Origin of the sequence: Sphingobacterium sp. (assembly GCF_039596235.1) — a bacterium.
GTDB lineage: Bacteria > Bacteroidota > Bacteroidia > Sphingobacteriales > Sphingobacteriaceae > Sphingobacterium.
Genome location: NZ_JBCNKE010000005.1, coordinates 233,872 through 258,787, shown reverse-complemented (window position 1 = coordinate 258,787; position 24,916 = coordinate 233,872). Strand labels below are relative to the sequence as shown.

The following is a 24,916-nucleotide window of genomic DNA, read 5'->3' as shown; positions in this document are numbered from 1 at the left end:
GACGTATTATATATTGGGATTATTTGTATACAAACTAATGTAACGTTGCTCATCTACCGTTTTTTCAAAAGAAAGATTTACTTTCTTAGTCAATTTTTTGCCAACCTTGTCCGCTAACTGCAATAAATATGCCTGATTTATATTTTCACCTAAAATTAGCACATCTATTTCTCCAGAATCTACTCCCGCAGCATAGTCACCCAACAGTCCAACTTCCTGAATATCTCCTGATTTCTGTAGGATATACTCCACGATTTCATCGATACCCAAATACGTATGAATTAATTTTTGAAGCGGCTTAAATAAGGAGTGCGAAGTATTTGCTCGGTACAGAATTTTGTTTTTGGATGTATTCTTTTCTAAATATCCTGCTTCCGAAAGCTGGTTAAGTTCTTTACGAATGGCATTTGTGGACTCCTGAAACTCGTCCGCAAGACCACGTAAATGCCCCTGACTGCTTGCAGAGACGAAAAACTTAATCAACAGTTTGAGCCGGGTTTTGGAAGTGATCAATGAATCCAACATCGGTTTAGCATTAATGAGTAACAAAAGTACTCAATACAAATCAGCTATGCAAATGAATAAATTGTTAAATAATTACAAAAATTATCCAAAGCTCATTTAGAATACTGGTTAATAACCTTTAAAACAGAAGAATTCACGTGGAACATCAATCAGAAATGAATATAAAATTTAGGCTCCCTATATCAAGGAGCCTAAAAAAGTAACAAGAGTTATTTGACCTGATCTAAGCCTCCGCTTTTTGATAAAGATCCGATATGGATAAAGTTGCCGTGAATGGTTCAGATCTACTTTCTTCAAAATTCAGCACTCCCGAAATATACACCCGCCCGCCTGTTAAATCATAGATCTTTGCATTCCGCCTATTGACCTTAAAACGAACAGAAACATCCGATTTGGCATTGCCTTTCCTTTCAAATGGAATAACCAAAATTTGCTCAAGATTAACATCCAAACCAGCATGTAAGGGTTTTACTTTTCGAATAACAATATTTTTTAGCCGATCGTCACTCCTTTCTGCCTGAAAGACAAATACCCCACTCCTGATGTTTCTATCTCCGCTGTATTGTCCCGGGCGCTCCTGAAACATATAGCAAACGGTTATGCCAACGCTTCTATTGAACCGTTGTTTCTGTTGCTTGCTCCGCCAAAAATAATATCCGACTAAAAATAAAAAAACAGGTAAAACTATGGTTATCATATCAATATGTTGGTTAAAATTAAATGACTAAAATGTTGCACACACAAAGGCGCGATCAAATACTAACCAAATATCTTATATTGTTATTAATTCAACATTAAATAAATAGGGACAAATCAGGGACAATTGCAAATGAGCTAACAAAGAGTAGCATGTGCACATTAATTTTCTGTTAACAACCCGCTGGAAGGAGACAATATTGAATAGCGCCGATAATCTCCAAACAAAAGAGCCTGATTAATAATCAGGCTCCATAATTTCTTTATCAACTAATCAATCAGTTTGGACTGATGGCGTTCTAAGGTGTTGTATATTTTTTTGACATCCTGCGATTTTTCCTTTTGCAAAACAAGAATAGCGTCTTTAGTATGTACTAAGATACTATCTTTTAAACCTACAAAAGCCGTATAGACATCTGTACCGATGACCATATTTCCATTTTCATCGACAGGGTGCCCAGTTTGTTTGAGATAGTCGTACATGGATTCAAACGAGCCTAGATCAGACCATTGAAAACTCGTCGCAACGACGCGAATTTTCTTCGATCGTTCCATAACAGCATAATCAATGGAAATCGATGGAATCTCTTTGGAAAGCTGTAAATCAAGTTTTCCTTCCTGACGATGCTGCCAGGCATTAAATGCAGTTGCATAGACCTTGGGCTCAAAATTCTGCAACTCGCTTAGAAAAGTATCTGCGCGGAAACAGAACATTCCTGAATTCCATAGGAAATTGCCCCGCTCAATAAAATCCTCGGCGGTATCCTGATTCGGTTTCTCACGGAATGATAAAACCTTGTCATCTTTGTATTCGATATATCCGTAACCGGTCTCGGGCCTCGTAGGCTGTATCCCAAACGTAACGATATAACCTTTATTTGCTTTTTCGATGCCGGATTTAATCGCCTTTGCATAGGCCTCGTCACCCACAATAACATGGTCCGATGGCGTGACGATAAGAATATCATCAGGTTGAGCCGCAAAGGCTGCAAAGGCAATTGCCGCTGCAGTATTGCGTGGTGTGGCTTCCACGATATCGATATAGTCTACTTTGTTGTTTTCCATTACTTCCCGGCTCAGCGCATGATTGTCGCAATTGCCAACGACAATAACCTGACCGCAGAGTGCCTGGTTGCGTTTTATGGTCATCTCGAATAATGAACCGTCTTTAAACAAAGAAAGGTATTGTTTGGGATAGCTTTTACGTGATAAGGGCCAAAGGCGACTGCCTACCCCACCAGTCAATACAACATGGATAATATTACTCATTACTTATTATTTTTTCCTCGCTTCTTTATCAGCAACAACCTTACGTAAGCCCTCACTTGAAAAACGATGTGTACGTTTGTTATAGTAGATTTCTATATTTTCCTCTACACAATAGGATCTTCCCGTAAAATCTGTATCCCGATATTCCTCACCAATAATACGCATCTGGATAGGTAGTGCTTTGATCATATCAATCAGATCTTGCTCGGTCTCATAAGGGATAATCTCATCCACATAGCGGCAGCCTTCCAATTGGATATAACGCTCAACAATAGTCTGTGTAGGTTTGGCTTTCTCCGGAAAGACCTCCGAGGGGTCAGTATTAAGTCCTACAATCAGATAATCACAGTGCCGCTTAGCTTCTTCCAGCATCATAATATGACCCGCGTGCAATAGGTCGAATACACCGAAGGTAATTCCTATCTTCATCTAATTATTTTTTTTAATGGCTAAAGGGAGCTCTAAGGCTCGCTTCATCTGCCTAAATAGATTTTAAAACTGTTTCTTCACTTGAACTGGCATCCGCGACAATCTTTCGTAAGCCAGAACTTGAGAACCGATGATCACGGCTATTGAAATACAATTCAATTCCTTTCTCCTCACAATAAGATCGACCAGTAAAATTCTTCTCCCGATATTCGTCACCAACAATACGCACATCGACTTTAAAAGACCGGAGGATATCTTCAAGGTCCTGTTCTGTTGCGTAAGGTACTATTTGGTCTACATATTTGCATCCTTTCAGCTGAATATAACGTTCTACTACTGTCTGTGCTGGCTTATTTTTCTCCGGTCGGTCTAAGGTCGGATCGGTCTGCAAACCACAGATCAGAAAATCGCACTGACGCTTAGCATCTTCAAGCATTTTGATATGTCCGGCGTGCAGCAAATCAAATGCACTAAAGGTAATACCAATACGCATATTCTTGGCTGGAATAGTTATCATAATTGCAATAAATTTAAAGTAACAATAAGAAACACCTATTTTATCAATCAAAGATAAAATTTATAATAAGAACAATAGAAAACCATCTTTTGTTCTTTTATAATTTTACGTAAATATCATGCCAAAGAAGGGACATCAGCATGCCTCAGATACAAATTAGCACAAGCCCGCGCATCGGAAAGTGCCTCATGGTGATTCAATTCAATTCCCAATACTTCACAACAGGCATTCAATCGAGCAGGCTTGAAACCTTTTTCTTGATAAATTTTGAAGGTACATTCCCATTTATCCATTAACCCCAAACTATCATAAGGTAGATTATAATAATTCATGGTCTTACGCAAAACACCGCGGTCAAATAATTCATTATGGGCAACCATAATCCGGTTATTGATCAGTGGAAAAATACGCGGGAATAATTCTTTAAAGGTTGGAGCTTCTGCTGTATCCCTTGGCTTAATGCCATGAACACGTGTTGTCTGCCACATATATTGGTTATGAGGAGGCTGAATAAGCGAATAAAATTCTTCGACGATAACGCCCTGATCAACCACCACAAGGCCAATGGCACAGGCGGAATTTTGGTTAGCCGTAGCTGTCTCGAAATCTATTGCGGTAAAACTTAATCCTGATTGCATATTTGCTCCTTCTGAAAATCCAGGTAAAATTACTAAATTTTTATTTTACCCAAAGCTGCAAGGAGACGCTATCAAACTCCCGTGTGCAATAATTCTTCCCGTTTATCTTTTCTGGGCATTTCAATAATTTTTACTTCCTCAGTTAATCTCACCTCTGGGGCCAACTGTACTCGTTTGTTTTTCCACGCTTTGACCATACGGATCCGTTGACGACGGATCGCATGTTCCACTTCACCTTTGATATGATAATTATGAAAGATATACTGTTTTAGAATAAGATAAAATGCACTCAGCACAGATAATACAGCAACCGCAAATGACCATTGTACTGAAGCATCAAATTGGACAATATAAATTACTGACATCCCAAGCAACAATTGAACAAGACCGTATGCAGTGGATACTAACAAGCTGCTATGGCCAACTTCATTGCTTAACATGTGTAGTAAAAATGTACGGTGCGGTTCAAAAATATGATATCCCTGATAGACACGACGCGCCACTGACCAGCCGATTTCAATTCCATATACGCCTAGGAAAAGAAGGTAGGTAAAATCTCCCGTTTTTAAGATCAGCTTGCCCAAGGCAAACAATAGCATAAAGGAGAGTACTGCAGGCCCAACATCCCCTGCAAAACAAGCCGCCTTTTTACGGAAATTGAAGAATCCAAAAACTACAACCCCGAGTAAAGTATAGATGAGAAAATCTTGTTCTATATAATTTATTTTGGTGTTAACGTAAAGTAAAAGGCCGCCCATCACCATTGTACAAAAAGCCGTCATTCCATTAATACCATCCATAAAATTATAGGCGTTGATGACACCAATGCTGAACACAAAAGCCAGAACTAGATAATACCAAGGATAATTGAATACACCAAATTCGTAGACCATCAATAAAACTGACGCCAAATGAACTGTTAATCTTGCTGTTGGGTTTACGCCTCGAATGTCATCTAAGAATGAAATATACGTTAAAAGCGTAAGACCAAGAAAAAACCAAGGATATTCAAAATCATTTCTTACAAAATATATCATCGCAGCGACATAAAAAATAATCCCTGCGCCTCGAATCGTAACCTTAGTATGGGAAGAACGCTCATTAGGCTTATCGATTATATTAAAACGGTTCGCAATGTTTAAATAAAGAAACTCTAATGCAAAAAGAAATATTAGGGTAAAAATATAGATCATAAAATGTATTTAGTCAGTCAAATAAAGCCATGCAAATATAATAATATTAAGTTTTATTTAACAAACGTTAACCATACTATTTTCGCTACATTAAGAAAATATTTTTTTTCTGAGGAAGAACGTAATCTTCAATTTAAGATTTCCTCCGCTATTTCTACTCCTCAATTTGCATTTTATGAGGACTGGGGAAGCCCAAAAAAACCTCTAAATCGACCATTTATAGCATTCAAAAATTTAAGGCGATTATCAGTAAAAAAATATAAAACAAAACGCACAATCTGATATCCCATTGAACTTAAAAATATAATCAATAGCGTTAAATTTAAATTTTTCCGCATAATGGCACCATATCCATAAGCATAGCTGAAAGCTTTCTTTTTGTCCATAGTCATCACATTAAGTTCGGGATGCCATACCTGCGTATTTGGAGAATAAATGACTACATACTTCATTCTAATAGAACGAATAGCATAATCTAGCTCTTCTCCGCAGGCAATTTTTGATCCAACCCCGAAATCTTCATTGAACTTCATTCGAATCCTAGTAAAGCAACTGATTGCTGAATAATTCAAGCTAAAATTGAATAAATTTAACTGGAGTTCCGATTTGGACCAATTTCGCATGATGCCTTTGTTTGTTTTTCTATCATAGACGCTCCCATACATTATGTCCACATGGGGATTCTTTTCAAAAAACGTAAGCGCGCTTGTGATGGTATCCGGATAAAACATGCAGTCGTCATCAGGAAAAGTAATTATAGCGCCCCTAGCCAGTTCTATTCCTTTATTTTTAGCTTTGGAAAGTCCTTTCTCTGATGTTTTGTAATACACTATCTGCAATTTTTCTTTGAAAGCTGTAACAAGAGGAGCAAGGTCAATTTTATCATTCTGATCAACGATAATAACCTCATAAACGGTTTTTTCGCAATCCTGTCTATCAAGGCTCTCTAATAATAACTCGACCTCCCTATACCTCCCATAAGTAGATACAACCAAACTAATCTGTAACTTCATTATCTTTTATCCTCTTAAAATCAATTTTAAATGCTTCCAGGACTAGCAAATAGCCTTTTAAAGTAATTATTGTCAATAAACTCGTATAAAATTGCATAAATACCATAACCCAGTCAAAGAAATAGATGAGATTATAAAAAACTCCCAGCAATACGATGATTGCCAAAGGATATTTTCTAAAAGCAAGAATCAGCCAATAAAATCCCAACATGTATAGTATTGTTAGCGGGATTGCAAAGTACTGATACTTCATGTACAAATAAACGGGAAGTGTCAAATTAATCGACATATAATTCTCTACAACAAATTCTTTTTCATAACCCAAAAAAATATGTCGATAATAATTATTAGGCATGACATCAAATTCGAAAATTTGTCCAGGTAAAATTGCATCTATACTCAATTTCAGTTGATGCCACATGCTAAACTTATCATAAAAAGTTTCAAGCTCCAGGTTATTATCGAGATAGTGAATAGGAAGCATTGAGGTTTCCAAAGTAGACATCCGGCCAAAAATCTGATCTAGCAAAAAATCTATACTTATGTCATATTCATTATCCCGCATGCGCGTTGCAAGTACAAAAATTATAGGTGCAACAAGAATTCCGTATTTTAAGAAAACAAATAACTTCTTCTTATAGTCTTTGAATATCACAAAGGAAAACCCTATAAAAAAGACGAAAAATATACTTATTATACCGCTTCGACTACCCGATAATGTAACAGAAAGAACATAAAATACAACTGCTAATATAATGTTGGATTTTTTTTTCTGCGTGAAGAGCATCGCCAATAGCAATGTAAAAGGATTAAAGAAAATGGAGAGATAATTAACAAAGGTACCATTTAACTCACCTGTAACTGCTGCGGCAAACCCTCCAGTCGCATAAACTATCCCGAGTTTGAGCAAAACAGAAAAATAGAAAATAAATGTAACTGGCCTTCCTTCAATATTAGGAGCTATAATTTCATCACGTTTTGGTAAAAAACATAAAATGATAGCGGAAATAACCAACGGTATAACAATTATACAAACGGCCTTTAACAACGCATCCAAATCTTCAAAATCCGAATATATTGGCCTAAATCCATTATATAAATAATACCCCCCAGGTAAAATAACGTGGAGTATTAAAAAGTATGCAATAATGGCAATAATTGAATTTCTCACAATTAAATATCAACCAAATAGTTTATTAATCCACATATCAAGCGAATATCCTGTTGGTTTTGGCACAAACGGACTGTTCATAAAACCCAAGATTTCCTCAGAAAACTCTCCCGAAGTTACAAAAATTTGGTCTTTATTGAATATGACATCTTGCTTGACATATGGATTGTTAGTAAGCAATTTCTTTCCACTTTCAATGGTTTCAACAGTTCTTTGGGACATACCTGTCTGCGACGAACTGCCCATATCGAATATCATCCTGGATTGCCAAAATAACGCTAGGTAATCAGCTCGACTGAGCGGAGAAAACCTGATTATATTCCTATCATAATGCTTTCCCTTAAACAAGTCTTTTACATAAGTCGTAAAAGGCATGATAAGAACTGCTTTTAATTTAAGATTGTGCCGATCTGCAAACGCTTTTAATTTATTCATTATCTGATACCGTTCCGGTAAATATGATACCAGAAAAAGAATATCATATTGATATTCACAATCAGTCTTTATGTGAATATCCTCTAAATAGAAATTTGGAAGATATACCAGACTTGGATATTTCGCTAAATCTTCATAATCGAAAGAGCATACACGATCAAATTTGTCCAACAAATGCGAAAAGGGGTTATTCTTATCAGAATCCCATTGATGCATAATCTTAATTGCAGCCGGATATCGCTCCGTGAACAAATCCACAAATTCCGCCGATAGTTTAAAACCTTTGATGACAAACAAATAATCAAATTCGATAGACTCAAATTGTCTCAATATAGCCCTATAATGTTTTGCTTGTAGCTGTTCGAGTTTATTGGAGAAAAAATTATTTATAAGAGTGAATCTAAACGTATAGTCGCGCTCGGGCGCAAAATAAACTTTAGCACCGCGGCGTTCTAATTCAGCTTTAATAATTTCATGATAATTATAAAAAATGGGGGCTATAAAAAGAATATTTTTATTTTTTAAATCAATCTGCATAGCATCTATAGGTTAAGTTCGCACTTGCTTAATAATTTGTTTTGCCCTATCCCGTATAGCCTTCGATGCTGTATATTGCAGAATAAAAGCAATGATAATGAGACCGCTCACAACTGCAGCGACAAGCAATAAATTGGTTTTGGACTTTTCCATCGTCTGCATATAAGGTAACAATGAGAGTGCAGTAACCAAAATAAAACCGCAGGGAATCAGCAATGGTTTGAAAATTATTCTGAATGAAGCTACAAATGAGATTTTCAGATAATTAAGCATAAAATAATAATAGGTGATTCCCCCGATAAAAAAAGCAACTAATTTAAACAAAGCAAAGGACTGAAGCCCAAAGTAATGTATTGATGCACCAATTCCCAACCAAAAAATAAAAGGCAATAATGTATTGATCAGGTACATCTTCTTTATCTGCTCTTTAGCCATCAGCAAAATACCAGTTGGGTAAGAAATAAACGCCAACAGATTACATAAAATTAGATATTGAGCGATAAGGATAGATTCCTTATAACTCCCACCCACCCATGATAAAACTAAAGGGCCAGCCATTATACATACAGCCAGAATTGGCGGTATGACGACGGGAGCAAATAGCGATGTCACCTGAAGATAGAACGAACGTAGGCCTTTTTCATCGTCTTTTCCAATAAAATGATTAAATCGTGCATTAAAGGGCGAAAAAAGAATGCCAAATATACTCCTGCTAAAGCTAAGCAATGTTAATCCAATGGCATAAATTGCAACCTTCTCTGCACCAAAAATTTTACCTATGACTACGGAGTCAAGTTCATAATACAATATCCAGGAAAACGTCATAAAAAGACTTGTGAAGGCTAAACTCTTCGTTTTTGTAAAGACCTCCCGACTAAATCGAAATGATCTGAATAGAGCAATAAAATTATAGCTAAATTGCTTTCTTACAACATACATTGTAATTAATAGCGTTAGCAAGGTAATAATTTGGGTAAATAGAAAATAGCCAACGATATCGTAATGGCCTGATCTAAAAAACCAAAATACCGCACTAATTTTAATAATACTAGCTAATGTATTAGTACGTTGGACAATGTAATCCGCAAGACGAATACCACAGATCATTTGGAGCATACGCTGAAGTAGAGTCAATGGTGTCGATAGGGCCAATATGAGCAATAGTGATGAGGCCGTATTATAACTCATAGTATCATCCAATCCGCTAATCAACAACTCAGGCTTTAGGCTCAATAAGGCAAAACCTATCACAAATAACAGCAAAAATAGAAATAGGATAAAACTAGAAAAACCAATGACTTTAATTTCTTCCGTTCTATTATCTTGAGAAAAATATTCTGCAGCATACTTCTGTCCTGCATTTATAAAACCCAGATCTGCATAAGCCAAAAAAATTGAGGTGGATATACAAATCGTATAGACCCCATAAAGCTGCGGGTTTGACGATAGAAAAGGGACTACCACAAACATGGAAAGAAAATTTAAAACCATAGATATCCCCTGCCAAAGGTATATCTTCATGTAATTTATGGTATAATTACCCGCCATGATACTCTTTTAACGTCTTTAGAAAAATCTCACAGGTCCTTGTCTGTTCACTTTCAACTGATGTCAAATAATCGTAAAGATATGCATCATATACCTGCTCGTCAACCTTATTGATCTTAACTTCAGAGGGTGAATAATGGTCTATATTGACTAAGGCACTTTTCAGTTTAACTGAAAAATGTGCAATAAAATGATCATACTGTGGCATTACTTTTTTAATAGCTTCTGTTGTCAGTGTAATCACAGGTTTCTTATTTAAGATAGCAAAACTTTGGGACGTAGAGATATGTGCCAAAACGAATCCACAATCACGTGTTAGTTGGCTCGTCTTTCCAAAAACAACCTTTCGTCCATTAAATGGGTTCTTCGATTTGTACATCTCCGCTTTAGGATGTGCCGCAATTACAATTGGGAGCTGATACTTTTCCTCAATAACATCGAAAAATCTATTTAGCGTGGTGTAATATTCATCCGCATCTACGCTTTTTATTCCTAAAAGTTTAAAATCAGGATGGAGGGGTAGGTATTCATCCAAGAATAAACAAAACTTTCCATCGATTACGGGTGTTGCGAAAAGATTCTCCAATGCTGTATCATAATCATGTGAGTTAATAGCAACAATTTTGGATCGCTGTTTTTCTTGCTCTGCACCTATTCCAACGGTAAGATAGCCATAATTCCCTGCACAGAACACGATGTCATAAGGTTTAATACGGCCAATTCGTTTTAACACACCGGCGTATTTATTCTTGATGAACCTCGAAAAGATAGCTGGATTCAGGCTTTTTGCTATCTTTTCTCTCAAGGAACTCTCTCGGTTAGAAACCGGCAAAGCTCCACGCGCAAAAAAGGAAATCGTACAGTCATACTTGGTCAGCAGCCGGAATAGATCAAGAACACGATACTCATAAGTAATATGCAATACAAAAAAACATTCCTTTATCTGACAAGCCTCTAGCTTTTCCACTAGTTTACTTTTATTGCTAATTTTTATAATTCTTTTATCAACCAAGCGATCCTGAAGAACATTGGGAAAATAGATCATACTAAGATCCCAATATTCCACCTGAAAGCCATTTTCATTGAGTATCGAAAAATAAAAGTCGTTCACGACTTTCTCTGTCAATGGCTGATATCCGATTACAATTACTTTTTTAATCATTCCCCATCAAAATTCTACATATTATTCCTTCGATTCCCAAGCGATTAAATCGCAGTCCATCCGCCATCCACCATTAGGTTGTGTCCCGTGATAAAAGAAGCATCGTCGGACAATAGAAAACTAATTGCAGGAGCAATCTCTTCAGGCCGTCCCATCCTGCCCAACGGTGATTTGTCACTATATCTTTTGATGAAAGACGGATGCTGATTTTTCTCGTCTATAATACCGCCGGGTGATACACAGTTCACGCGCACATTATACTTTCCATAGTACGAGGCCAAGTATTTAGAGAAGTTGATCACCCCACCTTTTATTGCAGCATAAGCTGCGGGGGAGGTTCCTCCATACTCCTCGTACAGGGAAAAATCATTGCCGACGACCCCATAAATAGATGCAATATTTACAATCGCCCCTGAAAATTGGCCTTTCATAATTTCTAATACCTGTTGACAGATGTAAAAAACAGCATTGAGCTGCATATCAACATTTTCCTGCCAAGACTCAAAAGGAATATCTTCAAATTTAGTTCCCCAATCGGCCGTTCTCGGATAGGCCAAATTGACTAATCCGTCAATTTTACCATATTTGTTTAGCACATACGCTACCAATCGGTCAATGTCCTGCTTTTTGGCAACATTGCTCTGAAAAAAGTCAACTTCATTCTCCGCTGTCACTTGCTGAACAATATCTGCGCCTACGACAAGAGCCCCCTTTTTTGTTAAATCGGCAACTGTCAGCGAACCAATTAAACCTGAAGCACCGGTCACAATAATTACTTTACCATTTAATGTACTCATAAGTACCTATTTTAATTAAACTGTTTTATCTCAATTATAGAACTGGCTAATTATATTTCCTAAAAACAGGTTTAATAACTTTTGATTTTAAAAATTCCCCAATATTACCTTCCAATGCTTGCTTAACTACTTCCAAAGAAGCTTGCACTGCATCTAAAGTTAGCGCCAGCTCTTTATCTTGATGCGCATATGACAACGCCAAATATGGCATCATTACTCCGTTTTTAATCATCTCTTGCGCGAATAATGTCCTTAGCGGCAAAGAAACACTTTGCTCAGCATCCTTCACAACATAATTAGGCGAACAAGCAAATCCTTCAACATAGAAATTATTTGTGAGGCCTAGACCATTGGAAATATTATTCATCCCATCTGTCAACTTTTTTCCAAAATCCCAAAAATGCTGCACAACATTGTCGCGTTGAAGAATCTCTACTGTTTTAATAAATGCACCCAATGCACTCATTTCTGCACCGTGAGTCGTTGAAGTTAAGAAAACCCGTTCAGCTCCCTCTTCCAGGATACCGCCAATTTTCATGATTTCTTTCTTCCCTCCCAATGCCGCTACGGCAAAACCATTCGCCATTGCTTTACCAAAAGTACAGAGATCTGGTTCTATATCGAAATAAGATTGCGCACCCCTCAGGTTCCATCGAAATCCCGTAATCATTTCATCAAGAATAAAAACTGCTCCGTTACGATGGCATAGATCTTTTACCTGATGTAAAAAATCATTAACCGGTCCTACTGTGGTTGTAGGTTCCATAATCACACCTGCAATTTGATCCGGATATTGATCAAACAGCACCTTTAATGATTGGATATCATTATAATGGAACTTGCATGTAAACTGACCGAATTCGCTTGGAATTCCGCGTTCCAAAACGGTTGAGCCGATAAACCAATCGTCATAAGAGAAGAATGGCTGCTCATATGGAACGGCAATATATTTTCGCCCTGTATAAGCGCGGGCAAGCTTTACCGCAGCGCTGGTAACAGCGGAGCCATGTTTGGCAAACTTAACCATCTCAACGGAAGGCAATAAATCTACCATCAACTCTGCCGCAGCAAGCTCCGTCATAGAAGCCCGCGTCAGATTATTTCCCTTTAGAATCTCAGCATAACATGCCTCAGCAATTTCTTTATTTCCATATCCGATATTAACGGAACGTAATCCCATCCCAAAATCTAAGAATTTGCGTCCCTGATCATCGAAAACATAACAACCCTCGCCTCTTTCTAATATTGATGGTGCATTTTCTGGGAATTGATCGTCTCCACGTGAATAAGTATGTGCTCCACCAGGAATCAATTCGTGTAATCTATCTTTGTAATTCATTTTCTTTAATGCTTCTAATTTTCGTCGTCTTGTTGCTTATTAAAATTGCTCCAATATTCGTCATTCAGTTCTTCATTAATACTGTTCCATCCATTTGAAAGAATATGTCGGATCAAATCTTCGTCCTTCATCAAGAGGATACGCGTACCTAGTGACTTAATAATAGTTTCAAAAAAAACTGCATCCTTTTCATAATCTAATGTCATTCTCAAACTTTCATAAGAAGGCTGACTTGTCATTAAGACATTCTCACATTGCTCAATATCAAATATTTTGCCCCATCCTGTTTCTAAAGTTTTGTTCTTTTTATTCGTCAATGCGCGATCTAGAAATTCTGATTTATATCCCATAACATTCATCCCTAAGGGTAGACCGGCTGATTTGGCAATCGGACGATTTAAGAGAAGTTCATTCAAGACTAGCCTGGCCGCAGTGGGCGAACACAAAATATCATCACCATCAATAGCGACAATATTTTCAACTCCCTGCGCCTGAGCACATTGGAGATGTCTTAAAGGAATATTATCGTCTGATCCATAAAAGACCTTTACATATTGACCTGAAAAATCTTCAAATCTTTTATTCTCTGTATTTATTGAAGTTGTTATAAAGATTTTAGCTTGATTACTTTCCAATTCAGAAATAAATTCAGACTCCATTCTTTTTAGGAGCCATTCTAAAAAAGTAAGTCCCTCGACCTTTATCAAATGTTTCTGTTTTAAGCGTGTAGAGCCTAACCTAGCGGTAATAAAAATTCCTATAGACATCCTAGAAAGTTGAAATTATATTATTATCGTCTGAATTTTCTACTGCATACAAAACCTTTAACACCTTATGGTCATGCTCTAACGAGTTTGGATAACTTTTAGCATTAAAAGCCGCATTGGTAAACATATCCATTTCATCGATATACATTTGTTCGGTAATATTTTTATTATAACCCGACTCTGCGGAAAGGGTTTCATAAGCAATTTCTTCCCACAGATTCGCTACAGGATCGTATATCTTAATTAAATTATCATCCCAATTCCAATACAGCTGCTTATCGCTCCCATTTATTACTAGCCTTCTTGTCGCATACCTAGATACAACATCGACGGACAGGTTAAATATCATGTTTTCATAATCCATTAATAAATTATAGGTATCGTCTATATTAGCCGCCCCTTCAATATTAATAGTTTTCTTATAAAGTCCCACTATACGCGTAGGAAATCCAAAGAGCATGGTTATCCAGGTCAGTTCAAACGGGACAATTTCACGGCCACCACCAGTTTCCTTTTTTGAAACATAGTATTCACTTACAGGTTCGTAACTGTGCCAATCTGGTAAATATTGCCCCGAATGATACAATATATTAGAAATTGACCCTAGGTCTCCGCTAGAAACAATCTGAGTTATTTTCTTTATCGCAGGATGAAAATGCAAAGTACAGGAAGGTGCCAATAAAACGGACTTATCTTTTGCTTCTTCAATCAGAAATTCCATGTCAGTATCGACCACACTCGCTTCAATAAAAGCTGGAATTCTGAGCTCAACCGCTTTTTTCATATAAATATGATGAAGATCTGGGGGAACAGAAATTATAAATGCGGCAATAGGCTCTTTTAATGCCAAATCAAAATCATCGTAAACATCGATACCATATTTTTGCTGAGCTTCTATTCGTCTATCAGATCTCAAATCAAAACCATACACATTGTTATAGCCAAGAGCCTGCAAATTTCTAACACGCCTTTTTCCCATTGATCCAAGTCCTATAACCAGTATTTTCTTTTCCATTTTCAAAATTTAATATGTTTAATATCCTCCTGAGCCTTCTTAAAATCCTCATGCTTTCCAATATCCAACCAATAACCATTGATCGGGTAAGTCACCAATTTTAGATCCATTTCGATAATACGATCCATCAAATCAGTGATATCGAAAAATTTACCTTGAGGAATCATAGAAAGTAAATTTTTCTTTAAAATATAAATGCCTGCATTGGAATAATAGGTATATCTCGGTTTTTCCTTTAATGATTTGACCGCATTATTTTCATTTACTTCCAACACGGCATAAGGCACATCTACGTGATAGGATGTTGTGGCGACGATCATATCCGCTTTAGCTTCTTGATATGTTTTGAAAAAATCATTAAAATCAATATTTGTCAACAGATCGGAGTTCATGATAATTATATCCTCATGGTCAAAATCTTCAACAAGTAGAACCGAACCTATAGTTCCTAGAGGTTTGGTCTCCCGGACATAGTTGATTCGAATATCTTTTTGGCTACCATCACCAAAATATTGCTCTAGTTGGTCTCCTAAATAATTTATACTAATGTTAATAGTACGGACACCAACCTCTTTTAGTCGATCAATATTATATTCAATAATCGGCTTTTCGCCAACGAGCAGCAATGGTTTAGGAGTCTTTTCGGTCAGTGGACGTAGACGTTTTCCTTCCCCGCCCGCCATCAACACTGCATCAGCCGGAATAAGGGTCTTACGCTGGCTAAAATCGAGTATATCGATAATCTGCTTTTCACCATTTACAATTGGTATAATCTTTAAATGATCTTTCCGAAACTGGTCCAGCTTATTGAGATCGTATTCCCGTTCACGGATAAAAACTGGATTAGGTTGCACAAAATCCAACAAATTATTTTCGAAGTCCAAACCTCTTATAAACCCACGACGTAGGTCTCCATCAGTTAAAGATCCTAGCAATAAGTTTTTTTCATCTACAACAAATAAAATCGATGATGGTGAAATAAGATCCAACTTAATCAAGGCATCTCTGATAGACAAATCTTGATGGATGGTATGTTTCTCTACAATACTCATATTAAATTGTAAAATTTTTTAACAGCTTTAAGATCAAGATGGGACTCTATAACAGTCAAAATCTGTTGAGCAGCACCTCCATTTTCATACGGAGAGGCTATATTATTTAAATTTTCTTGGAAACTGTAGGTTTTGATGACTTCAAAAGCATTCAATATTTCCCTTTCTTCACACGATACATTCACTACACTTGCAGCCTGTAAACGTCCAAGTTGCCTATCGCCAATATTTATTGTAGCTGTTTTTAAAGAAGGGGCTTCCAAAATACCGCTAGAGCTATTTCCTACTATAGCAGTGCAAACCTTGACCAGTGAAAGAAATCGCAGTGTGCCCAATGACGCATAAGCTGCCGCTTTACTTGGATTATCAGCGACATATTTATCAATCATTTGATTTATCACTCTTCCATCCGTATCCGCATTGGCTTTTGTAAAAACAAAAAAACTATCCTCCTGCTGATCTATTGCATCTAATAGAATCCGAAATTGGTCCGCAGAACTTACTTGTCCAAGTGTCTCTGGATGAAATGTTATTTGGTAGTTATATTTTTTAAACCTGATATTTAGTTCAGTTTCTAACTCTTTCCGTGTTAATAGGTCTAAATTCTTAATATTATCCAAGCCAATTGCTCCTACGTTGAATACAGTATTGGGATTTTCACCCATTTGAATCACACGATTTCTGTATTCTTTTGTTGATGTGAAATGTAAATGGCTCAACTTCGTTAGGGCATGCCTAATGGCGTCATCATAAGCGCCTTCTGTAATTTCTCCACCATGGATATGAACAATAGGAATTTTGAACATTGTAGCCGCGGAGGCAATAGCTAACATCTCATAACGATCACCCAAAAGGACCAACATATCAGGTTTAAGTCTAGGCATAATATCTGCCATTCCGTTCAAAGCCAACCCCATTGTTTTCACAATACCTGTAGAGGTGTCTGAAGACAGTAAAATATCCAGTTTCTCATCAATCAAAAAGCCATCGGCCTCAATTTGCCTATAGGTAAATCCGAATTCGGCAGATAAGTGGGTACCCGTCGCAATAATTTGCAACAGCATCCTATCGGAATGTTTAATTAAATCCATCAAAGGCCTTAAAAGACCGTACTCAGCTCTTGTAGCAGTAACAACACAAATCTTCTTCATTTAAACTTCGATTAAATCATCTTCATCAAAATTTCGAATTGCTATTTTACCTATAATTTCATCCCAGCGCATTGGTGAAATTCCAGTTCCTGGTCTTTTGACCGTTAAGTTATCCTCCGATAACAATTCCCCTCTCTTAATAGCCCTTGCAGCAACAATACTTTTGCGTGCTACTGCGATATTTTTTAATTCAGATTGGGAAGGTGTCTTTAGACCATTTCCTTTCATCGCATGCTCAATATTTCGTATGGCAGCCACCATATTCATTAACTCTACAGGCTCCAGAGATGCCGCATGATCCGGTCCCGGCATACTTTTGTCCAATGTAAAATGTTTTTCGATAACTGTGGCTCCTAATGCAACCGCAGCTATTGGAATTTCGATACCCAAGGTATGGTCGGAATAGCCAATATTTGTGTGAAATTGATCCTTAATAGCAAGCATAGCTTTTAAATTAACATCTTGCATGGGTGTCGGATACTCTGTATTGCAATGTAAAATTGTAATATCGGAAATTCCTTCAGCCCGGAATACATCCACTGCGGATGAAATGTCTTTCATCGTTGACATTCCAGTGGATAATATTACTTTCGAAAACAACTTTGCGGCTTTTCTTAAATAGGGAAGGTTTGTTATTTCCCCAGAGGGAATTTTAACTAATTCTAATCCTATATCTTTTAAATATTGTAATGAATCTAAATCAAATGCCGTAGAAAAAAACTGTATCCCTTTTTTCCTGCAATAATTTATTAGCGTTTCATGATCTTGAAGGGAGAGTTCTAATTTTTTCAGCATTGCATATTGCGAATCCTCTTCTCCACCCATATTTTGAATCTGATATTCGGCTTTTTTTGCATTTTTAGAAACTAATTTCTCTGCTTTAAAAGTTTGAAATTTAATATAATCTACTCCGGCCTCCACAGCAATATCAATAAGCTTAATCGCGTTATTTATGTCGCCATTATGATTCACGCCTGCTTCTGCAATTATCAAAGTCCTTTCCATTACTTAATTTTTTTCGCCGGGTTACCAACCCAGATTTCATTGTTCGGAATATTCTGTAAAACCACACTTCCAGCACCCACCACAACATTTTCCCCAATTGTGACCCCCTGTTTCACAACTGAATTTGCACCAATGAAGCTTGATTCCCCAATAGTAACATGTCCAGCCAAAATGGCTCCAGGGCCTATATGAACATGATTAGAAATAATACATTCATGCTCTACTACACAGGCAGTATTCAAAATGCAATTGTTAGCCACTTCAGCGAAGGTGTTAAGTGTACTATTTGCCGCGAAGAAATTACCTATTCCCACTTTAGACATACTACTAATATGTGCCAAAGGGTGAACGACTGTATATAATTGCTTATTCTTCGAAAGAATGAAATTAGCAATCTTTTTTCTCAATTGGTTATCTCCAATTCCAATGATAAATTTATCAGCAATATCCCAATCAAAGTATTCACTACTTTCATCGCCTAAATATTTTAAATTAAAGGGGTTGAAAGTCTTTTCTTCTCTTTCACAGTAATAAGGTATTACAATTCCTGCTTCATTTGCTGCATCCAACACAACCAATGAATGACCAGAATAACCAATTATAGCAATATGTTTATTATCGTACACTACTTGGGATATTAACTATGCGTTGTTCTAAAAATTCGGCATTGGCTTGGTCGTCACGGAAACAATGCTCATACATGGGTAACCGATAACTTAATGTCCATATTGGACGGGTCATTATTCCATTTTCATTCGTTATTTTTAAGAAGCTTTCCCGCTCTGACTTATCATTCAATTCGACGCACATCAGCCAATAATTTGCTTTAGTTTCAGGTGTTTCTGTCCTAAAATTGACACCCAGCGCTTCAAAAAACTGTCTATATTGTTGCGCTAAATTCCTTTTGTCGTCTAGAAATGTATTTAGCATCTCCATCTGAGCACAGGCCAATGCGGCGTTTAAATTGGGCATTCTAAAATTATACCCCATCTCATCATGGAAGAACTCGTAAGGGTGCGGTCTCTTCGCTGTCGTTGTGAGGTATTTAGCACGACTTCCCAACGCCAAATCATTTGATATGATTGCACCTCCGCCACCACAAGTTATAGTCTTATTTCCATTGAAAGAAAAACACCCCAAAAGTCCCATTGTCCCTGTATGCTTCTCCTTATAAAAGCTGCCTAAAGATTCTGCAGCGTCCTCTACAATTGGAATATGCCATTTTGAGCAGACAGCAATCAATTTATCCATATGCACTGGAAATCCAAAAGTATGCATGGGAACACAAGCAGCAATCCTGTTTCCCGTAGATTTGTTATAACAGGCATTGCCCCTAATTTCGCCAAACTCCCTCAAAAATTGCTCAACAGCATCTGGAGAAAGTCCCATCGTATCCAAGTCTACATCTATGAAAATAGGAATTGCATTATTATAGGAAATAGCATTGGCCGTCGCAATAAAAGATAGCGCCTGTGTAATAACTTCATCGCCAGATGATACTCCCGACAACCTTAAAGCAACTTGCAATGAAGCTGTACCATTTACAACTGCAACGGCTTTAGCTGCACCTGTAAATTGTTCCATCTTTTGTTCAAATTGATCTACATACATTCCTATTGAGGATACATATGTGGAATCTATTGTGTCTAAAAGATACTTTTTTTCATTACCTCGGAACCTTGGTTCGTGTAACGGAACAAATTTATTTGTTTTATACTGCTCCTTTACAAAGGAAATAAACTGATCAATATACCCCATGATTACATCTTTGCATCTAAATATTTTCCGGTCTCCTTATGTCCAAAATCCGGAAGCATATAGAAGAATAAATCTACAATCTCCTGCTTTGTCCACTTGCGATTGCCTTTCATCGTTGAAATGGCCTTTTCAAAATCATTCAGCTTGGCGGCCTCGACATTTAATTCATTTTTTATGATTCCCAGATTATCGAAACGTTGCATATCTAAAGTTTCCTTATCTGTAAAAAATTCCTCGAAATCCTTTTCACCTGTGGTATCGCTAACCGTAAAAAGACACGGCCATTTGCCTTGTTGGGGCAAAGTATCCATTAAGCTCCTCGCCTCATCTTCATTATCACAATAATGAGGTTCATAGCCCTTTTCCTGCAGATACTGAATAGCAATATCAGCAAAAGTGACTAAGTGTAGTCCTTCATTTAATTTTGGAAAAAAAATATCTCTATTTTCACCAAATATGCAAGACATCAGGCAAAGCTCTCCAGACTCCTTTGGAATAACAAAATATCTTTTGATATCATTTGGCGCAACAATTGGCTGTCTTTTTTCAATTCTTTTATTAAAGCCATGTAACAACGAGCCATCTGAAAAAGCTACATTCGCAAATCTTGCTGTTGATATCACAATCTCCTGGCTTCGGCGCATCAAAAACATTTCCATTATTCGCTTCGACGCTCCCATCATATTCACAGGATTAGCCGCTTTATCTGTTGATACACAAAAATATTTTTTAACACCTTTTCTCGCAGCTTGAGCGAGTGTTTTATCTGTGTTGAATATATTTACATCAATCATACGCATCAATGTATAGGGGTCTTTCTCACTACGAACGTGTTTCAATGCAGAAAGATTTAACACATAATCATATGTACCATCAGCTTCCCAAAAAGCATCATATTCTATAGAGCCTATATCAAGCGCAAATGTCTGAAAATCACCATCTATATAACCGAAGGAGCTTCTAATATCACGAACCAGCTCAACCATGTTATTTTCACTGATATCAACTACATGCAGCTTTATTGGATTACGTTTAAAAATCTCCTTTACAGTAGCTTGACCTATAGATCCAGCACCACCAATCACTAGGAATCGTGACTGTGAAACAATCTCGGTTAGTCTCGATTCATACGTGTTAATATCCTGTTCAAATAGTTCTTGACTTCTTCCTATAAGTTTTAATATATTCATCTTGATTTTTAATTCGCAATTACACTTGCATATAATCTTCTTATCGTAAACCAAATTACTGCCAGCACCCCAAATAAAAATGCTCCAATCAAAGGCGCTTTAATAAGGCCAACCTTTTTCTTCTCCAATGGATAGACTGGGGTATCCACAGTCTGTATTAAAGGCGCCTCCTTCATTAGCGCCATTTTTGACATTTCAAGATTTTGCACCAATTGACCTAAAATAGCCTTATTGGTTTCCGCAGAAAACTGTGACCTCTGGGAAGGGACGATACGCTGAACCTGCTTCGTGGGGTTTAAATTCGGAGTAGCATCTATTACAGCAGCAGCTGTACTAATATTTCCGTACATGACAGCCCTTACTGAATCTGTTTTATGCTGCAATATTTCAATGTTATTTAATGACTTTTTTGTCTTAGTAGCCAAATAAAATGCATTTACTTCGTTTACAAGTGCCTCATTAAATTCCTTTGCAAAGATCTCATCTTCGGATTTTACATCAACTTTTATTATGGACAATTTTGAGCTTGGTTTGGCTACAGATAAGCTTCCTTTATTAATATCCTTGATTATTTTCTGTAAAATACTATCCCTATCTCTCTGTAAAACAGCCTGATTATTTTTTCGAAAGTCAATTTCCATCAAGACCGGTTTTTTAGATTTCCAATCTTTTTTCATCTCACTCACATCCAAATAACGATCAATCAAAAGTTTGGAACTATCACTCTTTAAAGGGGTAAGTAATGCAGCCTCCAGCATCTTACGGGACTTATAGAGCTCAAGAAGATTATCCCCCTGAAATATCCCTCCACTACCTCCGCCCAAATCGATGCCCATCATAGCCGCAACTCCAGCGTATTGCCCTAGCCCGCCAGCAGCTTTTTCACCTGATTCTAAAACAAATGTAGTCGTTGCGGTAAATACAGGTTTGGTAAATTTAGCATATAGAACACCCACTCCCGCTCCGACAAGTCCAGCTATCAATAATATATACCACTTCGAAATAAAATACTTTGCCCAGTCTTGGAGAGTTAATATAACTTCTTTTATTCCAAGCGCTTTCTCATTTTTATTTGCCTCTGCTGCCATTATTTTTAACTTATTTAAATAAACTGATAATAATAGCCAATGTTGAAGCAATACCAGTTCCTATACCTATCCACGCTTGCGAACTCAATTTCTCTCTCGGAGCACGTTTAGGGACAACAATCTCCGCACCTGGTTTCACATCAGGATACCCTCCGGATTTACCTTTTACAGCTCCATTGGCATATTGAACAAAAACACGTTTTTTCAATGCGTTATCCGTAAAGCCACCGGCTTGGTTGATATAGTATTTTAGGTTTTTACCCTTCACATAAACAACATTATTAGGATTCAAAACCTCACCTACGACTTTTACTGTTTCCAGTTCTTTTGGTACGGTAATAATATCACCGTCTAAAACCAATAAGTCGCCTTTTTCGTAAGGTTTCGCTAATATTTTATTCAATTCGATACCAACGAGGTCGCTGGGTTCAACCTCCTCGGCTGACATGCCTTGCTGCGAGACCTTAGCCAAAGCGGTATTTTTAGCTTTGGAGTTGTCTGAGTTTTCCTCATTGGACTCTTGACCTGTATTTTTCTTCTTATTATTCCCCTCTTCGTCAAGGCTATCCTGCTCCAATTCCTTTTTCAGGCGCTCTTTCTCTTTTTTCTCCGCCGCTTTCAGTTTTGACATCCCTGTACGTCTTAGCGATGCTCCTTCGGTATAAGCATAACTGGTTAATCCCCCCGCCCGTTTGATGATATCCGAAATACGTTCGTCTTCACGTGAAATGGTGTAAACACCAGGATATAAGACCTCCCCTTCGATGGTCACCTGGCGTTGTGTACGGAAACCGGCATCGCCTAATACCGAAATTACATCATAGGGTTCTAAAGCGATCGTTGGATCTGTCAGGACACCGTCTTTGATATCCACTAAAATGGTTTGCGAAGAACTGTGATCATCCGCATTGCGCTGTTTAAGTCTTCGAGCAATTTCCACGCGTGCATTTTTTGCTGCTTCGGTCAGCCCGCCAGCTTTTTGAATGACGTCGCCCAATGTGGCATTGCTGGCGAAAGGTAGATCACCCGGAAAACGGACCTCACCCTGAACAGTAAATTTATATTCATCGCGCAGATCAAAAATAGAGGCGATCTCAATTTTATCTTCGCGCTTTAACGGAATATCACCAGCTGTTCCGGCCAATATTTCGCGTACATTAAAATTAATCAGCTCGGCAGTATTATCGCTCTGCAGGCGATTGATAATACCACGTTCTAAAAAGGCATCCTCACGTACACCATCTGCCATTTCAAGAACTTGTTTCAATGTCAATCCGGGTTCAAGCCCAAAAATACCCGGGCGGAATACTGCCCCCAGTACAGTAACCCGATTGGCATAACGCTCTAATATCGGTTCGACAATATATTGATCACCGCCCTTTGGCGTATAATTTGCAAATTGATCGGAATAAACATCCTGTACACTGCGCTCACGTCCCGTTGTTTGCAATACTTTAATCTTCGCCGTATAGGCATTCTCCGTGAAATCGCCTGCATACCGCAAGATATCGGCTAATGACTCCCCGGCGACAGTCTCAAAAATAGCAGGTCGTTTAACTTCACCTTCAAACTGCACCCGAGCACCATAGACAGGAATATGGATAATATCTTGATCCTGTAGACGAATATTACCCTGTTGTATACCATTCGCCAAAAAATCATAGACGTCAATCGTACTAACGACGCGGTTGGCACGAATCACCTGGATCTGACGGTAGGTACCATTTTTATTGGGACCACCGGAAGCGTAAAGTGCATTAAATACCGTGGCTAAAGACGGAAGACTATAGGTCCCTGGTTTTGTCACAGCACCTGTCAAAGTAACACGGATCGTACGGATATTACCAATGGTTACACTGACATTGGTCCTTCCCGAACGGATTGCCGGGTAAGTTCCGCTCAAGCGTTGTTCGATCTTGCTTTTTGCGGCAGCAATGGATAAGCCCGCCACATTAATCTGTCCCACATATTCCACCTTGATCATTCCATCTGGGCTGACAGGCAATTGATAAGAAGCCTCGTTATCACCGGTGATATCCAACAAGATCTCATCATCCGGCCCAATGATATAGGAGCTTGGCGTCGCCATCCGAAGGTTTGGTTCAAATGTGATGCTATTATTTTTAAACAGATCCGAACCAAATATTTTCAACTTCCTATCATCTTGCTGAAGAGAATCAGGATTAGTGTTACGTTTATTACTTAAGGAATCTGTATTGTTTGCCCCTCCTACCTGGCGGCCCATTGTCCGAGCGCCGTTGCTCGTGCTATTCGGATTGCCCTGCGATTGATCGGGTTGTTGCTTTTTACGTTTAATTCTCGCCAAACGCTCTTTTAGTTTTTGGACTTCAACAGCAGATACCCCCTGAGCACGGGCAAAGCCATCCAATTGGCTTTCGTCATAACCCATTAAGGCAGCCTGTTTTACATACTGCTCGATTTGAGCATCTGTCAGATTATCTACTTTGATATTGGCGGGATTGGTCTGTGCGCATACGGCGCCCACAAATCCGATCATGCAAAACCATAAAACTATTTTTTTCATTCGATATATTGGCATTTGCCGCAAAATTAGTAAAACTATTTAATTAAATCGTTTATAAAATTTACGCAGAAAGCTT

The 24,916-nt window shown here is 37.8% G+C and carries 24 protein-coding genes; all 24 read right to left on the bottom strand.

The features are described from left to right. Positions 1-6: 6 nt before the first annotated feature. Complete coding sequence (locus ABDW32_RS13010; protein ID WP_343563032.1) at positions 7-525, bottom strand: ArsR family transcriptional regulator; 519 nt, start codon at positions 523-525, stop codon at positions 7-9. 223 nt (positions 526-748) lie between these two features. Continuing rightward, the gene (locus ABDW32_RS13005; protein ID WP_343563030.1) at positions 749-1,222 is read right to left on the bottom strand and encodes a hypothetical protein; all 474 of its coding nucleotides are present in this window, start codon (positions 1,220-1,222) and stop codon (positions 749-751) included. A gap of 269 nt (positions 1,223-1,491) precedes the next feature. After that, complete coding sequence (locus tag ABDW32_RS13000) at positions 1,492-2,490, bottom strand: sugar phosphate nucleotidyltransferase (RefSeq protein ID WP_343563028.1); 999 nt, start codon at positions 2,488-2,490, stop codon at positions 1,492-1,494. A 6-nt stretch (positions 2,491-2,496) separates the two neighbouring features. Next, on the bottom strand, positions 2,497-2,919 hold the full coding sequence (locus ABDW32_RS12995) for an adenylyltransferase/cytidyltransferase family protein (RefSeq protein WP_343563027.1): 423 nt from the start codon (positions 2,917-2,919) through the stop codon (positions 2,497-2,499). A 52-nt stretch (positions 2,920-2,971) separates the two neighbouring features. Further along, positions 2,972-3,436, bottom strand: a complete 465-nt coding sequence (locus ABDW32_RS12990) for an adenylyltransferase/cytidyltransferase family protein (protein ID WP_343563025.1) — start codon at positions 3,434-3,436, stop codon at positions 2,972-2,974. A 116-nt stretch (positions 3,437-3,552) separates the two neighbouring features. After that, on the bottom strand, positions 3,553-4,074 hold the full coding sequence (locus tag ABDW32_RS12985; RefSeq protein ID WP_343563023.1) for a 3'-5' exonuclease: 522 nt from the start codon (positions 4,072-4,074) through the stop codon (positions 3,553-3,555). A gap of 71 nt (positions 4,075-4,145) precedes the next feature. Continuing rightward, positions 4,146-5,267 (bottom strand): UDP-GlcNAc--UDP-phosphate GlcNAc-1-phosphate transferase, encoded by a 1,122-nt coding sequence (locus tag ABDW32_RS12980; protein WP_343563021.1) that lies wholly within the window; start codon positions 5,265-5,267, stop codon positions 4,146-4,148. Positions 5,268-5,440: 173 nt separating this feature from the next. Continuing rightward, on the bottom strand, positions 5,441-6,280 hold the full coding sequence (locus tag ABDW32_RS12975) for a glycosyltransferase family 2 protein (RefSeq protein WP_343563019.1): 840 nt from the start codon (positions 6,278-6,280) through the stop codon (positions 5,441-5,443). After that, positions 6,264-7,451, bottom strand: coding sequence for a hypothetical protein (locus ABDW32_RS12970; RefSeq protein WP_343563018.1), 1,188 nt, complete (start codon positions 7,449-7,451; stop codon positions 6,264-6,266). The genes ABDW32_RS12975 and ABDW32_RS12970 overlap by 17 nt, the downstream gene beginning before the upstream one ends. 9 nt (positions 7,452-7,460) lie before the next feature. Then, complete coding sequence (locus tag ABDW32_RS12965; protein ID WP_343563016.1) at positions 7,461-8,423, bottom strand: hypothetical protein; 963 nt, start codon at positions 8,421-8,423, stop codon at positions 7,461-7,463. 12 nt (positions 8,424-8,435) lie between these two features. Then, positions 8,436-9,944: an oligosaccharide flippase family protein gene (locus tag ABDW32_RS12960; protein ID WP_343563014.1), complete on the bottom strand. Its 1,509-nt coding sequence runs from the start codon at positions 9,942-9,944 to the stop codon at positions 8,436-8,438. A 16-nt stretch (positions 9,945-9,960) separates the two neighbouring features. Next, positions 9,961-11,133, bottom strand: coding sequence for a hypothetical protein (locus ABDW32_RS12955; protein WP_343563012.1), 1,173 nt, complete (start codon positions 11,131-11,133; stop codon positions 9,961-9,963). 44 nt (positions 11,134-11,177) lie between these two features. Then, positions 11,178-11,930, bottom strand: coding sequence for an SDR family oxidoreductase (locus tag ABDW32_RS12950; RefSeq protein ID WP_343563011.1), 753 nt, complete (start codon positions 11,928-11,930; stop codon positions 11,178-11,180). 46 nt (positions 11,931-11,976) lie between these two features. Continuing rightward, positions 11,977-13,269, bottom strand: a complete 1,293-nt coding sequence (locus ABDW32_RS12945; protein WP_343563009.1) for a glutamate-1-semialdehyde 2,1-aminomutase — start codon at positions 13,267-13,269, stop codon at positions 11,977-11,979. A 14-nt stretch (positions 13,270-13,283) separates the two neighbouring features. Next, the gene (locus ABDW32_RS12940; protein ID WP_343563007.1) at positions 13,284-14,036 is read right to left on the bottom strand and encodes a hypothetical protein; all 753 of its coding nucleotides are present in this window, start codon (positions 14,034-14,036) and stop codon (positions 13,284-13,286) included. 1 nt (position 14,037) lies between these two features. Beyond that, positions 14,038-15,051, bottom strand: a complete 1,014-nt coding sequence (locus ABDW32_RS12935; protein WP_343563005.1) for a Gfo/Idh/MocA family oxidoreductase — start codon at positions 15,049-15,051, stop codon at positions 14,038-14,040. 2 nt (positions 15,052-15,053) lie between these two features. Next, entirely contained in the window at positions 15,054-16,103 is a 1,050-nt protein-coding gene (locus ABDW32_RS12930; protein WP_343563003.1) for a nucleotidyltransferase family protein, read from the bottom strand. Then, on the bottom strand, positions 16,100-17,254 hold the full coding sequence (neuC, locus tag ABDW32_RS12925) for a UDP-N-acetylglucosamine 2-epimerase (RefSeq protein WP_343563001.1): 1,155 nt from the start codon (positions 17,252-17,254) through the stop codon (positions 16,100-16,102). Before neuC ends, ABDW32_RS12930 begins: the two co-directional genes overlap by 4 nt. Next, entirely contained in the window at positions 17,255-18,259 is a 1,005-nt protein-coding gene (gene neuB / locus ABDW32_RS12920; RefSeq protein ID WP_343562999.1) for an N-acetylneuraminate synthase, read from the bottom strand. It lies immediately after the preceding gene. Continuing rightward, positions 18,259-18,885: an acetyltransferase gene (locus ABDW32_RS12915; protein WP_343562997.1), complete on the bottom strand. Its 627-nt coding sequence runs from the start codon at positions 18,883-18,885 to the stop codon at positions 18,259-18,261. Before ABDW32_RS12915 ends, neuB begins: the two co-directional genes overlap by 1 nt. After that, positions 18,875-20,017, bottom strand: coding sequence for a LegC family aminotransferase (locus ABDW32_RS12910; RefSeq protein WP_343562995.1), 1,143 nt, complete (start codon positions 20,015-20,017; stop codon positions 18,875-18,877). The genes ABDW32_RS12915 and ABDW32_RS12910 overlap by 11 nt, the downstream gene beginning before the upstream one ends. A 2-nt stretch (positions 20,018-20,019) precedes the next feature. Then, positions 20,020-21,207: a UDP-N-acetylglucosamine 4,6-dehydratase gene (locus ABDW32_RS12905; protein ID WP_343562993.1), complete on the bottom strand. Its 1,188-nt coding sequence runs from the start codon at positions 21,205-21,207 to the stop codon at positions 20,020-20,022. Between the two features lie 8 nt (positions 21,208-21,215). Further along, a complete protein-coding gene (locus ABDW32_RS12900) occupies positions 21,216-22,295 on the bottom strand; it encodes a lipopolysaccharide biosynthesis protein (RefSeq protein ID WP_343562991.1) in 1,080 nt (359 codons plus the stop codon). A 10-nt stretch (positions 22,296-22,305) separates the two neighbouring features. Next, on the bottom strand, positions 22,306-24,840 hold the full coding sequence (locus ABDW32_RS12895; protein ID WP_343562990.1) for an SLBB domain-containing protein: 2,535 nt from the start codon (positions 24,838-24,840) through the stop codon (positions 22,306-22,308). Positions 24,841-24,916: the final 76 nt, after the last annotated feature.